Genomic DNA, 13,725 nt, shown 5'->3' with positions numbered 1-13,725 from the left:
GGAAGCCTCGTGGCGAAGAACCGGCGCAACTGGCGCCGCGGGAAGTTGCAGCGCCCGTCACCGGGCACCGCTTGGCGGAACTTGCGAGGGTCGGCCTTACTCGGCCATCTTGGTATACCAGTGACGGGCCTTGTTATCGGCGCGCAGATCGATGCTTTCCACATTATCGCGCGTTGCCCAGGCGATGGGCTGCTGATGCAGCGGGATCAGCAGCACCTCTTCCTTGGCGATCCGCAGCGCCTCTTCTTCAAGTTTCAGCCGCTCTGCCGGATCGGTCGCCTCGGCCGCCTGTTTGACGAAGCCGTCCAGTTCAGGCGAGGACCAGCCGCCATAATTCGACACGCCATAGGCGTCTTCCTTGGTGGCCAGCACCTGTGACAGCAGCGAAAACGCGTCCAATGTTGGTTCATTCGCCCAGCTCAGGTTGAACATCTCGGTATTGCCCTGTGAACGCTTGGGCGACTGGACCGAGCGCGGGCCCATATCGATATCGACCTGCATCCCTGCCCGCTGCAACATATTGGCGATACCCTGGCACCAATCCTCTTCGTTGATGCTTTCGTCATTCATGCAGGTATAGGTAAAGCGCAGCCCGTCGGCCCCGGCCTCCTGCAGCAGGGCTGCCGCCTTCTCGGGATCGGCGGGTTCGAATGTGTCAAGCGATTCCACATAGCCAGCGACCTCGGGCGCGATCAGCGACCCGGACGGGCGCGCCAGCCCGCGCATGACACGCTGGTTGATCAGATCGCGATCGATCAGAGCCTCGACCGCCTGCCGCACGCGAATGTCGTTGAACGGGTTCGGACGTCCGTCAGGCAGGGTTTCGCGCCGGTTCATCGCCAGGAAAACCGTGCGTAATTCGGTCAGCGTCAGCACATCGATCGAAGGGTCCGCCTCCAGCCGCTCCAGATCCTGAACCGGGGCGCTGTCGATCACGTCGACCTCGCCTGACAGAAGCGCGGCAATGCGGGTCGCGGCCGAACTGATCGGGATGAATTCCAGCCGGTCGATATTGTGCTGCGCCTCGTCCCACCAGGTTTCGTTCGCCAGCAGCACGGTCTTGCTGTCGGGGGCGCGGCTTTCCAGTTTGAACGGGCCGGTGCCATTGGTGTTATTGGTCGCATAGCCCTCGACGCCCGCGCCGAAATCGGTCGGGGCCTCGGTATTGTTGTTCTTCAGCCAATCGGCATCAAAGACGAAAATATTGGTGATATCGTTCAGAAACAGCGAGGACGGGGTCGAGACCTCGATCTCGACCGTGTAATCGTCGATCTTCCGGATATCCTCGTAAAGCGGCATGTTGCCCTTGAGCGGCGATGCCGGATCGGCGGCGCGCTTGAACGATGCCACCACGTCATCGGCGGTCAGTTCGGCGCCATCGTGGAATTTGACCCCTTCGCGCAGCGTGAATCGCCAGAAAGAATCGTCGACAAGTTCCCATTCTGTCGCCAGAGCGGGCTCCAGCCCGAACTCCTTGTCATAGCGGACCAGCCCTTCGTAAATGTGGTTCAGGAAGGCAAGGTTCGCGGTCGAGGGAACCGAGTTCGGATCCAGCGAATAGATATCCGCGCGGGATCCCCATTTGACGACTGTCTCGGCATGAACGGCGACGGCACTGACGGACAAAGCCAGTGCTGCCGCGATGGTCTTGACGATATTCATTGAACTCTCCTGTTGGTTTTTCTGATTGGTTGGCCGGTGCGTTATCCCCTGCGCATCACGCGAAATGGCAGGCGACACAGGCGCCATCCGGCATCTGCCGCAATCGCGGCCGTTCAAAGCTGCAGCGGTCCTGCGCCAGCGGGCAACGCGGGTGGAAGCTGCAACCCGAGGGCGGCGCAAGCGGGCTTGGCACCTCGCCCGCGACGATCTCGCGATTGCGGTTCGGGTCGTTCACATCCGGAATCGTTTCCAGAAGCAGCCGCGTATAGGGATGCTTGGGATCTGCGAACAGAACCTCGGTTTCGGCCTGTTCGACGATCCTGCCCAGATACATGACCGCGATCCGGTCGGACATGTGGCGAACGACGGACAGATCGTGGCTGATGAACAGATAGGTCAGCCCAAGCTCATCCTGCAATCGCCGCATCAGGTTCAGGATCTGGGCCTGCACCGAGACATCCAGCGCACTGGTCGGTTCGTCGCAGACCAGGAATTCCGGCTCGGACGCCAATGCCCGCGCGATCGAGATCCGCTGTCTTTGCCCGCCCGAGAATTCATGCGGAAACTTGTCGCCATCCGCCACGTTCAGCCCGACGATGCCCAGCAATTCCCCGACGCGATCCTGAATTTCGGCATCGTTCCGGCGCAGTTTCAATTCGCGCAGCGGTTCAGCGATGATATTCCTGACCCGCCAGCGCGGATTCAGCGAGGCATAGGGATCCTGAAAGATCATCTGCGCGGATAACGGTACTCCGGCTTTGCCGGGCGCAAAACGAACCTCGCCTGCGCTTGGCGGATAAAGCCCGGTCACCAGTTTGGCGACCGTCGACTTGCCGCAGCCGGATTCGCCCACGAGGCTAAGGCAGCCGCCACGGGGAACCTCGAAGCTCACATCGTTGACGGCATGCAGATAGCTGCGGCCCTGACGATACAGAAGCCGGTTCAGGAACGGCGCCGATACGTCGAAGACGCGGTCGAGATTGACGACCTCCAGCGCGGCGGTTCGGGTCGCGGTCATTCGACACCTCCTTCGTAAAGCCAGCAGGCGGCCTCTCTGGCGGTGGTCGGCACAAGATCGGGACGCTCACTGTAGCATCGCCGGCCTGCGGATTTGCAGCGGGGATTGAAGGCGCAGCCTGCCGGAATGGCGTTCAGCCGCGGCATCGAGCCGTCGATCTGATGCAGCTTCTGCACCCGTGCCCCAAGCGCCGGGATCGAGGCCATCAGACCGCGCGTATAGGGATGGGCTGGCGATTTCAGCACCTGATCAACCGGTCCGATCTCGACCATGCGCCCTGCATACAGGACCGCGACGCGATCTGCGGTTTCGGCGATCACGCCCATGTCATGGGTCACCAGCATGACGGCGGTGCCATGCTCCTTGCAAAGCCGCCTGAGAAGCCCGGTGATCTGCGCCTGAATCGACACGTCCAGCGCTGTGGTAGGCTCATCCGCGATGATCAGCCGCGGATTTGCGGCCAGCGCCAGGGCAATCACCACACGCTGACGCATCCCGCCCGAGAATTGGTGCGGATAATGGTCGATCCGCTCGGTCGGGCCGGGAATGCCTACTTCGCGCAGCAATTCGATCGCGCGCGCCCGGGTCTGCGCGCGCGTGATGCCCGGTATGTGCTGACGGATGGTTTCGGACAATTGCGCGCCGACCGTGAACAGCGGATTCAGCGAGGTCAGCGGATCTTGAAAGATCGCCCCAATCTCGCGGCCGCGAACCTGTTCCATCTCGCGGTCGCCAAGGCTGTCGATCCGGCGGCCGGTCAACAGGATCTCTCCGCCCGCGATATGGCCGGGACGCTCAAGCAGTCCCAGAATCGCCGCGCCGGTCATCGATTTTCCGGCACCGCTTTCGCCCACGACGCCCAGAATCTCGCCCGGCTGAATCGTCAGCGAAACATCGTTCAGGGCGGTCAGCGTGCCGTGACGGTTCGGAAACTCGACCACCAGGTTACGGACCTCCAGACAGGGATGTCCTGCATCAAGCATCTTGGCTCTCCTTTACCGGATAGCTGGGGGGAAAGATGTCTTCGACCGGGGGATGCTCCCATGTCCGCGCCGGATATTGCGCGACCAGCCGGTCGTATTGCGCCTGCGCACGGTTGCGGGCCGCCTGCATGTCGATGCCCGCGACGTCGCCCCCCCGCATCGACAACCGCCCGTCCACGAAGACGGCATCGGTCACCTTGCCCGACCCCCCGACAACCAGTGTCGTCACCGGGTCAACCGACGGGGCCATGATCACATCGTCCAGCCGGAAAATCGCAAGATCGGCCTTCGTTCCCGCCGCGATCCGTCCGATATCGTCGCGGCCAAGCGCCATTGCGCCGCCCAATGTCGCCGCATCGAAAAGATCGCGGCAGGCAATCCGCTCTGGCCCGCCGTCATTCATGCGGCAGGCGATCAGCCCGGCCAGCAGGTTCATCAGCATGTCGGGCGGCGATGTATCGGTGCCCATGGCGATATTGATCCCCATGTCACGCAGCCGCGAGAAACTTTTCAGACTGCCGCCGCTGCGGGCCGAGACCAGCGCGCAATGGATGACCGACACCCCGTGCCGCGCATAATGGGCAAGATCCTGATCGGTGGCATGTGTCGCATGGGGTGCGATCAGCCGGTCGTTCAGCAATCCCTCCCGCGCCAGCCAGTCCGGCCCGGTCGTGCCGTAAAGTTTCTGCAGTGTCTCGGTTTCCATCGCGCCCTGCGCCATGTGCAAACGCACCTTCACGTCCAGATCGCGCGCCCGCTCGAATGTCGCCCGCAGCAGATTTGCAGTCGATGTCTCGACCCGGTCCGGCGCCAGCAATCCCTGCACCAGCCCCTGATGACGCCCCGCCTGCCGGGAGATGTAATCTGCGGCCTCGGCCAACCCCCGCAATCCGCGCTCTTCGTCGAAATGAGGGCGCATATCGCCCGGACCATGAAGGACCATCCCGCCCGAGCGATAGGCCGGGCTCAGATAAACACGCAGGCCCAGATCGCCCGCCGCGTCGGCAGCGGCGTCGAATTCCGCCACCGTCTCGCCCCATTCGCGATAGAACAGCGATGCGATAGGCGCGGCTGTGGTAATGCCGTTCAGCAAAAGCTGGCCAAAGGCGAAGCGTTTCTGAAAGGCAAGTTCCTCGGGCTATACATCTCGTAGGGGCCGCGCTCGACATAGGATATCGGCCAGACCCGGCCTTTCTTCCATGACGGAAAGTGATCGATGCCCAGCAGCGTCGTATCCAGATCGGACAGCGCATCCAGATCGATCAGCCCGGGCGAGATCAACGCTGCGCCGAAATCGATACGGCGGGCGACCTCGCCCTGAAAGCCGTGACCGGCGAAGATCACCCGGTCATGCTCGATCACGACCTCGCCGCGCTTCAGCATGACAGGTTGCGTGCCGTCATGGGCAAGCACCCAATCGGCAGTCAGCAGGCTGCGGCCTTCGGGGCGCGCGCCAAGTTCCAGTTCGGAAAGAGGATGGCGGTTCATGATCAGGGCATCTCCACAATGCAGGTACCGCCGCGCGCCACTACGCGCCCGCCCTTGACCACAAGGGGGCGCGGCGCGCGGTTCACGACGGCATGGGCGACGGTCTGCCCGTCCAGCAGGGTGAAATCGGCCTTGCAGCCAAGCCCGACCCCGTATCCCTCCAGCTGCATGGCATCGGCTCCGCCCTGCGAGACGAGCTCCAGCGCCAGCCGCAGATCAGTGTCCGAGCGGAAGCCGTTCCGCATCCCGATCACCGTCGCGCGGTCGATCATGTCGGGTTGCCCCCACGGCCCCCAGGTATCGCGAATACCGTCGCATCCCGCGCCCACCCGGATCCCCGCCTCGCGCAGCCGCTTGACCGAGGGCACCGTAGCCGAGGGCGCACCGGTGGTCAGGATGGCGATATCCAGCTCGGCGATCTCGTCGATCAGCCTGCCGACGCGCAGATGGTCATTCATGCCAAGCGCAAAAGCGTGGCTGATGGCGAATTTGCCCTGCATGCCATTCGCGCGGACGCGTTCAAAGATCAGTTCCATTGTGAAGGCGCCAAGCTCGCCCGGCTCGTGCAGGTGGATATCGATGCCCACGCCGTGTTTCACCGCCAGCGCGAACAATGCGTCAAGCTGCCCCTTCGGGTCACGGTCGATGCCGCATGGATCGATACCGCCCAGAACCTCGCAACCGGAAGCCAGCGCTTTATCCAGCAATTCAAACGTTCCGGGCATGACCATCACGCCGGATTGGGGAAAGGCCACTATCTCGATATCGATAATGCCGCGCAGTTTCTCGCGCGTTTCCTGCACACCTTCGACCAGCCGCAATCCGTGGGTGGGATCGATATCGACATGGCTGCGGATATGACTTGCGCCATGCGCCGCCAGCCCGATCGCATGGCGCATGGATTGCCGGTGCGGATCGATGCCGATGGCGATGCGGTTCTCGCGTTCGAAATCGATCCGGCTTCGCAACACGGCCTCGCGGTCGTTCTCGTGCCAGTCCATGCCCCATGTGGTCTTGTCCAGATGGGTATGGGCGTCGATCAGTCCCGGCCACAGGATCGCGTTACCCCCATCCTCGACGGCAACGCCATCCGCCGCCCCGATCCGTCCGATCTCGGCAATCACGCCGTTACGGATCAGCACGTCCGTGGCATCGGTGCCCAGCGGGCGGATATTCTTCAACAGCAGATCGGACATGCGTGGATTACCTCAGCTTTGGATTAAGGGCGTCGCGCAGCCAGTCGCCCAGCAGGTTCACCGAGATGACCAGCAGCGACAATTGCAGCACCGGGAAGATCACGATCCACCACATGCCCGAGAACAGGTATTGATTGCCGATACGGATCAGCGTTCCCAGAGAGGGCTGCCCCGGAGGCACACCGATGCCCAGAAAGGACAGCGTCGCCTCGGTCAGGATGGCCATACCGAAGCTTAGCGTGGCGGCGACCAGAACCGGGGTCAGCGTATTGGGCAGGATGTGCCGCGCCATGATCCGCCGCGACGAGACGTTCAGCAGCTTGGCCGCCATCACATATTCCTTGCCCTTCTCGACAACGCTTTGGGCGCGGACGGTTCGGGCATATTGCACCCAACCAGAGATGGTGATCGCCAATATCAGTACGGCCGACGCACCGATTTCCCGCAGATCGGGCGGCAGCATCTGGCGCACCACGGCCGAAACCAGGATCGCGATCAGGATTGTCGGGATCGACAGGACCACATCGCCGATCCGCATCAGGATATTGTCCAGGATGCCGCCGAAATATCCCGCGACCAGACCGATCGTCAGCCCGATCATCAGCGACAGCGCGACCGAGACGATGCCGATCATCACCGATGTCCGCGTGCCGTAAAGCATCACCGACAGCATGTCCCGGCCTTGCGTATCGGTACCCAGAAGATAGGGCCATTCGGAACCATCCAGCCAGATTGGCGGCAGCTCTGATTTCCACATGTCCAGCTGCGCCGGATCATAGGGGTTCTGCGGGGCGATCAGCGGCGCCAGAAAAGCCGTGACGATCAGCAGCAGCAGGATCGCCAGCGCGATCCGCGCCGAGACTGAATGGGTGAAGGACCACCACAGGTCACCGGATCTAGCGCGGGCAAACCGCGAGGGGCGTACAGGCATCGTATCGGTGTCGGCCATGGGATGATCCCCTATTTCGCGTTGCGCAGGCGCGGATCGATCATCGCGTAACTGATGTCGACCATGGTGTTCAGAAGCACGAAGATGAAGGCAACGATGCACAGATATGCCGCCATCACCGGGATATCGATGAAGGTGACGGCCTGGATAAACAGCATCCCCATGCCCGGCCACTGAAACACCGTCTCGGTGATCAGGGCGAAGGCGATCAGCGTGCCGATATTCATCGCGGTCAGCGTGACGACCGGCATCAGGCAGTTGCGCAGGGCGTGGCGGAAATAGATCCGGTGGCGCGGGATGCCGCGCGCCCGGGCGAATTTGACATAATCCGAGCGCATTACTTCAAGCATCTCGGCCCGCACCAGCCGCATGATCAGCGTCACCTGATAAAGCGACAGCGAAATCGAGGGCAGGATCAGTGCCGTCAGGCCCGATTGCGTCAGGAACCCGGTCGACCACCATCCCAACTGGACCACGTCCCCGCGACCGAATGCCGGCAGCAGGCCCAGCGTTACCGAGAACACGAGGATCAGCAGGATGCCCACGACGAAGCTGGGCAGCGAAACACCGATGATCGATCCGAATTGCAGCGCCTCGGAATACCAGGTGCCGCGCTTGATCGCCGTCAGAACGCCCATAGGCAACCCGATCAGCAATGACAGAATGGTTGCGACGATGACCAGTTCCATCGTGGCGGGAAAGCGCTCGGCGATCAGGCCAAGGACTTCCTGCCCGTTGCGGTAGGAAATGCCGAAATTACCCTGCGCCGCATTGGCGACGAAGCGCAAATACTGCACGAAGAAATTATCGTTCAGCCCCAGCTTTTCCCGCAGCGCATCACGGTCGGCCTGCGTGGATTGCTCGGTCGACATCATGTCAACCGGATCGCCCGCAAGCTGGAATATCAGAAAGGCCAGGAACGAGACGGCCAGCATCACCAGCGCCGCGTTCAAAAGTTTCTTGATGACAAATACAAGCATCGCCTAGCGTCCCCTCCCGCGGATACAATCGGCGCGGACAATCCATCGGGATGGCGCGCCTGAATCCCACATGGCCCCGATGGACCGGATCGCCCGCATCCTCCTGTGCTGCCCTTCGGCTGTCCGCCCGCTTCGCAAGTCCGCCTCCCTTTCGCTACCCTATGATGTCGGCTTCAATTGTCAATTATATTGTCGACAATATAGCCTACAATAAATTCCTCCGTCATCGCACGCATTCTCGTCAACTGGCCTTTCGGCAGGCAGAACGACGCCCGGATCAGCGTTCAATTGCCAACTTCCCGGGCAGTCTGGACATCATTTGTGACCGGGCCGCCTCTCCGGCCCGATTCGATCTTTTGCCGGGGAAAGTCGTAGGCGTTGATCTTCGACGTCCGCAGGCCCGCTCCAAGCAGCGCCTCGGCGATCTTGACCCCGACGATAACACCGTCGATCACGACGACACCTGTCGCCTCGAACAAGGCAGGGGCCAGTTCGGACATGCCGGCACATCCCAGAACGACGGCCTCGGCTCCGTCCTCATCCCGGGCGCGGCAAATTTCGGACAGAAGCAGATCATACGCATTCCCCATATCCGCTTCCAGTTCCAGCACCGGCAGATTGATGCAGCGCACCTTGCGGCAGTGGCGATGCGCGCCATAGCGCTGCACCAGTTCCTCGATCGCCGGGACCGACCGGGGCAGCGTGGTGATGATCGAGAAACGCTTGGCCAGTATCATCGCCGCCTGGATACCGGCCTGACAGATGCCGATGACCGGCCCCGCCGCCACCTCGCGCGCGGCGTCAAGGCCCGGATCGTCGAAGCAGACGATGACCGTCGCCTGCGCACCCTGTGCTTCGGCCGAGCGAATCTGGGCCAGCATGCCGGGAACCGACATTGCCTCATCCGTGAAGCCTTCGATGCTTTGGGGGGCGCCCTGCCCTGTCGCCACGGCAAGGCGCGTGGTCGGCAGCACGACCTGCAACGCACTGCGGGCCGCCTGTTCGGTCATCGAGACGGTCGCATTCGGATTTATAAGAAGAATATGCATCGGCAACCTGATTACCTGGCGATTTCATCAAGACTGGGTGGCTTCAGTTCGAATTGCCGGTCCGCCACAATGTAATTGTCGGCATGAAGACGGGCGATCGGATGGTAGGTGCCCGCATCGACATATCGGCCCTGCGCGTCCAGGCAGTCGCGCCGGACATGCATATGCACCACCTCGCCCAGAATGATCACGCGGCGTGGATATTCGATCAGGCGGTCGACGCGGCATTCCATCGCGCAGGGGCTGGCGGTCAGCCACGGACACGCCACCTGAGCGCCGGGCGAGATCTGTTCGCGCGCAAGCTGTAGCTCATCCACGTCGCTGTCCACGCCCAACCCGCAGATCAGCATGGTCTGAGACAGCGCCATGTCGACCATGTTCACCGTGAATTCGCCGGTATCCCGGATATTGGCAACCGTGTCCTTTTCACGCCCGTCCGCGCGCGGCTGAATGCCCAGCGCAAGAATGGCCGGATCATGCGAGAAGACGTTGAAGAAACTCATCGGGGCGCCATTGCCGCGGCCCGCAGCCGAACGCGTGGTGACCAGCGCAATCGGGCGCGGCCCCACGAAGTTGGTCAGCAGCCGGTAGCGATCCTGAGGATGCAGTTCAGTCAGATCAAATTCCATGTCACCCCGCCAATCTCATTCTCCTTGTTTCATTATGTATACATAATTGTCAACAATAATGATGGCATTTTGATCTGGACCGCATGAAACCAGATGAGCTATGACGGTTTGACCCTAAATCGAGACCGCGAATGGAAACGCTGACCGTCGAACAGATCGCCGAACGAATCTGGCTCTCTATCGCCGAGCGCCGCCTGCGTCCCGGCATGCGCCTGAAAGAGATCGAACTCGCCGAGGTTTTCGGGGTCAGCCGCGCGCGCGTGCGTCAGGTTCTTGCCATGCTGGAGCGTGACGGGCTGGTTGTCATCGAAAGCAACAAGGGCGCGGTCGTCGCCAAACCGGGCGTAGAGGATGCGAAGGATATCTTCCATATCCGCTCTGCCGTCGAACAGCGCGTCCTCGAACGCCTGACCGGCCAGCTGGACGCAGCCAAGCTCGTCGAGATGTTCGAACATGTGGCCAAGGAGCGGATCGCCAATAACAGCAACAACCAGCGCGAGATCATCAAACTGTCGGGTGGTTTCCACGTCATGCTGGCCGAGATGGCCGAAGCCGAATTCCTCTGTGGTCTGATGCGCGATCTGGTCAGCCGGACATCATTGATCACGGCCGCGTTCCGCGATTCCAACAAGCATAATTGCGGTCCTGACGAACATGAAGAGATTTTGCTGCATCTGAAGAATGGCGATCTCGGGGCTGCCAAGAAAGCCATGGCGGACCATCTGGAACATGTCGAAAGCGAGTTGAAGCTTCTTCAGGATCGCGCTCCTCCCAAAAGCCTTCGCGACGCGCTGGTATAGGATTCGCCGAATCAATCCGCCGCAAGCATTTCCCGCATCGCAGTCAGGAAGCTGTTCAAAGCGGGTGTCCGGTCATGCTGGCGATAGACGGCGAACACGTCCGAAACCGGCGGATCCGGGTGGATGGGCCGAAAGACCAGTGGCCCCGAGGTCAGCCTGGCGATCGCCGCAGGAACCACGCTGACGCCGAAGCCTGCGACAATCAGGCTGGGGATGGATTGCGCATCCATGACCTGCTGGGAAATCCTGGCCCGATAGCCGCTCGAGGAAATATGGGACATGACATAGGCGGCGAAATCCGAACTGTCCGGCCGCAGGATCACATGCGGATCATGGCGCAGATCCCAAAGCGAGACGCTTGCCTGACTGGCGGCAGGATGATTCTCGGGCAGTAATGCGACAAGTTCTTCGCGCCAGGCGAATTCATAGGTAAGTTCATCGTCAGAGGGGATCGAACGGTTGAAACTGACATCGGCGCGGCGGCTGATCACCTCGCTGATCTGTATGGCGGGCGATTGTTCATGGATCCGCACCGTGATTCGCGGATGATCGCGGCAGAAACTGGCCAGCAGATCGGCCAGACCGCCGCGCAGGATGGATCCGGTCGTGCCGATCTCGATCAATCCGTCCTGCCCGGCATTGATTTCGCGGATTTCCAGCAGGCTTCGCTCGTGCTGGGCCAGAATGTTGCGGGCACGCTGAAGAAATGCCTCACCCGCAGGGGTCAGGGTCATTCTGCGACTGGTGCGATTGATCAGAGCAGCGTCAACCTCGCGCTCAAGCGATTGAATCAGCGTGCTTAATGGCGGCTGCGACATATGTAGCCGTCTGGCTGCGCGAGTGAAATTGGCTTCCTCGGCCAGAACCACGAAACATTGCAGCTGACGTATTCTCATATCGAAACCGAATAGATATGTAATAATTCGATATTAGACTCAAATATCGAATTGACCAATATCCCCCCAATTAAAAAGCGGCCTGTCAGGGTATCCGGACGGACGCGACGCATTCGGCAGGGCGGGGCCTGCCGATAGTTCGTGCAATGTCGGTCTTCCGCAACGGGCCGCCCGTTTAGGGAGGACGGAATATGCCAAACTGGTCCAGATCGCTGTTCGGACAGGTCTGCATTGCGCTGGTGCTGGGGGTCATTGTGGGTTTCTTCGCCCCCGCGTTCGCCGCCAGCCTGAAACCTTTGGGAGATGGCTTCATCAAGCTGATCAAGATGCTGATCCCCGCCATCGTGTTCTGTGTCGTGGTTCACGGCATTGCCGGGGCCGGTGATCTGAAAAAGGTCGGCCGCGTCGGCGTTCGGGCGATCATCTATTTCGAGGTCATCACAACGATCGCGCTGGTTCTGGGGATCGTGCTGGCCTATATCTTCCAGCCTGGCGCAGGCATGAATATCGACACCAGCACGCTGGATGCCTCGGAACTGGGGGCCTATGTGGATCGCGCCCACGAGGTCAGTCAGGGCGGCACGGTCGAGTTCCTGATGAAGCTGATCCCCACCACGATTTTCAGCGGTTTCGCGACCGGAGATGTGCTGCAGGTGCTGCTGGTCGCCGTCCTGTTCGGCTGCGCGCTTTCCCTGGTGGGAGAGCGGGGACGCCCGCTTCTGTCGATGATCGAGCTGGCCGGTGACACCACGTTCAAGATCATGGGCTTCATTGTCCGTCTGGCACCGCTTGGGGTTTTTGGCGCGATCGCCTATACCGTGGGCAGCTACGGCATCGGATCGCTGGCGATGCTGGGCTATCTGGTTGCGCTGTTCTATGTGACGGTCGCGATCTTCGTCGTCGCGGTGCTGGGCACCGTGATGAGAATTTCGGGCTTCAGCATCTTCAAGCTGATCCGCTATCTGCGCACCGAAATCGGCATCGTCGCCGGCACCGCAAGCAGCGATGCGGTCCTGCCGCAAACCATGCGCAAGCTGGAACATCTGGGCATCAAGGATTCGACCGTCGGGCTTGTTGTTCCCACGGGCTATTCGTTCAATCTCGATGCCTTCTCGATCTATCTGACCCTTGCCGCGCTGTTCATCGCGCAGGCGACGAATACCGACCTGTCATTCATGGAATTGCTGACGATCCTTGGGGTGGCACTGATCACCTCGAAGGGCGCGCATGGGGTGCCGGGTTCGGCTATCGTGATCCTTGCGGCGACCCTGACCGCCATTCCGGCCATTCCGGCCATCGGTCTGGTTCTGGTTCTGTCGGTGGACTGGTTCATGGGCATCGCCCGCGCGCTTGGGAACTATCTGGGCAATTGCGTCGCCACAATGGCGGTCGCCTCCTGGGTCGGTGATATCGATCGCGACCGCGCTCAGCGCGTCCTCGACGGCGAGGAGCTGAACAGCCCCGACATTCTGGAAGAACCCGCCACGTCGAGCAAAACCGAAGAACAGGTGCAGCATGTATGATTCTATCGAAAAAGAAGCCGGATTGCCCGAGCAGGCGCCGTCCGTGACCGATCTGCCCCTCGAAGGAGCCCCCTCTAGCAACCCGGCGAAACCGCCACAAGAGCAACTGGCGGGCCCCTATGCCGGACCGGTTGCCGGCCTGCCGCCGCAGAGCGGTCTGACCACTGACACGGCAGTTTTCACCGATGCCTATGCAATCGTCCCGCGCTCCGTGATGCGCGATATCGTCACCAGCTATCTGCCCGGCTGGACAGGGATGCGCATGTGGGTGCTGGCCCGCCCGCTTTCGGGGTTCGCCGAGACCTTCAGCCAGTATATCGTGGAACTGGCCGAAGGCGGCGGCAGCGATCAGCCCGATGACGATCCCGAGGTGCAGCACGCGCTGTTCGTCACCGGCGGAGAAATCTGCGTGACGATCGACGGCACCGATCACCTGCTGATGCCCGGCGGCTTCGCCTATATCCCTCCGGGCATGCCATGGCAGGTGCATAACCGCGCGTCCGGCAATGCCGGCTTTCACTGGTGGCGCAAACGCTGGCAGCCCTGCAATGG

The 13,725-nt window shown here is 61.4% G+C and carries 14 protein-coding genes; 3 read left to right on the top strand and 11 right to left on the bottom strand.

Going from position 1 to position 13,725, the window contains the following annotated elements; genetic code table 11:
* Positions 1-96 precede the first annotated feature (96 nt).
* The 10 genes from Q0601_RS04120 to Q0601_RS04075 all read right to left on the bottom strand — a co-directional run bounded on the left by Q0601_RS04120 (position 97) and on the right by Q0601_RS04075 (position 9,954).
* Positions 97-1,662 (bottom strand): ABC transporter substrate-binding protein, encoded by a 1,566-nt coding sequence (locus Q0601_RS04120; protein WP_305287442.1) that lies wholly within the window; start codon positions 1,660-1,662, stop codon positions 97-99.
* 55 nt (positions 1,663-1,717) lie between these two features.
* Entirely contained in the window at positions 1,718-2,680 is a 963-nt protein-coding gene (locus Q0601_RS04115) for an ABC transporter ATP-binding protein (protein WP_305287440.1), read from the bottom strand.
* Entirely contained in the window at positions 2,677-3,663 is a 987-nt protein-coding gene (locus tag Q0601_RS04110; protein WP_305287438.1) for an ABC transporter ATP-binding protein, read from the bottom strand. The genes Q0601_RS04115 and Q0601_RS04110 overlap by 4 nt, the downstream gene beginning before the upstream one ends.
* Complete coding sequence (locus Q0601_RS04105) at positions 3,656-4,756, bottom strand: chlorohydrolase family protein (RefSeq protein ID WP_305287437.1); 1,101 nt, start codon at positions 4,754-4,756, stop codon at positions 3,656-3,658. Before Q0601_RS04105 ends, Q0601_RS04110 begins: the two co-directional genes overlap by 8 nt.
* On the bottom strand, positions 4,750-5,151 hold the full coding sequence (locus tag Q0601_RS04100; RefSeq protein ID WP_305287434.1) for an amidohydrolase family protein: 402 nt from the start codon (positions 5,149-5,151) through the stop codon (positions 4,750-4,752). The genes Q0601_RS04105 and Q0601_RS04100 overlap by 7 nt, the downstream gene beginning before the upstream one ends.
* Before the next feature lie 2 nt (positions 5,152-5,153).
* Entirely contained in the window at positions 5,154-6,347 is a 1,194-nt protein-coding gene (locus Q0601_RS04095; RefSeq protein WP_305287432.1) for an amidohydrolase family protein, read from the bottom strand.
* Positions 6,348-6,354: 7 nt separating this feature from the next.
* Positions 6,355-7,296, bottom strand: a complete 942-nt coding sequence (locus tag Q0601_RS04090; protein ID WP_305287430.1) for an ABC transporter permease — start codon at positions 7,294-7,296, stop codon at positions 6,355-6,357.
* A gap of 11 nt (positions 7,297-7,307) precedes the next feature.
* Complete coding sequence (locus Q0601_RS04085; protein ID WP_305287427.1) at positions 7,308-8,276, bottom strand: ABC transporter permease; 969 nt, start codon at positions 8,274-8,276, stop codon at positions 7,308-7,310.
* A gap of 284 nt (positions 8,277-8,560) precedes the next feature.
* Complete coding sequence (locus tag Q0601_RS04080; protein ID WP_305287425.1) at positions 8,561-9,325, bottom strand: aspartate/glutamate racemase family protein; 765 nt, start codon at positions 9,323-9,325, stop codon at positions 8,561-8,563.
* Positions 9,326-9,336: 11 nt separating this feature from the next.
* Positions 9,337-9,954 carry a flavin reductase family protein gene (locus tag Q0601_RS04075; RefSeq protein WP_305287423.1) on the bottom strand — a complete coding sequence of 206 codons (618 nt, stop codon included), beginning with the start codon at positions 9,952-9,954 and terminating at the stop codon, positions 9,337-9,339.
* 131 nt (positions 9,955-10,085) lie between these two features.
* On the opposite strand from Q0601_RS04075, the gene Q0601_RS04070 reads away from it, so the two are divergent.
* Positions 10,086-10,754 (top strand): GntR family transcriptional regulator, encoded by a 669-nt coding sequence (locus tag Q0601_RS04070; RefSeq protein ID WP_305287421.1) that lies wholly within the window; start codon positions 10,086-10,088, stop codon positions 10,752-10,754.
* 11 nt (positions 10,755-10,765) lie between these two features.
* On the opposite strand, the gene Q0601_RS04065 is transcribed toward Q0601_RS04070, so the two are convergent.
* Complete coding sequence (locus Q0601_RS04065) at positions 10,766-11,650, bottom strand: LysR family transcriptional regulator (RefSeq protein ID WP_305287419.1); 885 nt, start codon at positions 11,648-11,650, stop codon at positions 10,766-10,768.
* A gap of 191 nt (positions 11,651-11,841) precedes the next feature.
* On the opposite strand from Q0601_RS04065, the gene Q0601_RS04060 reads away from it, so the two are divergent.
* A complete protein-coding gene (locus Q0601_RS04060; RefSeq protein ID WP_305287417.1) occupies positions 11,842-13,173 on the top strand; it encodes a C4-dicarboxylate transporter DctA in 1,332 nt (443 codons plus the stop codon).
* Positions 13,166-13,725 (top strand): cupin domain-containing protein (locus tag Q0601_RS04055; protein ID WP_305287415.1); only part of this gene is annotated, 560 nt, incomplete at its 3' end. The genes Q0601_RS04060 and Q0601_RS04055, both read left to right, overlap by 8 nt.

The organism is Paracoccus wurundjeri, assembly GCF_030678915.1.
Classification (GTDB): Bacteria; Pseudomonadota; Alphaproteobacteria; order Rhodobacterales; family Rhodobacteraceae; genus Paracoccus; species Paracoccus onubensis_A.
Note: the sequence above shows the minus strand (reverse complement) of the source record. Positions and strands in the feature narration are given on the sequence as shown.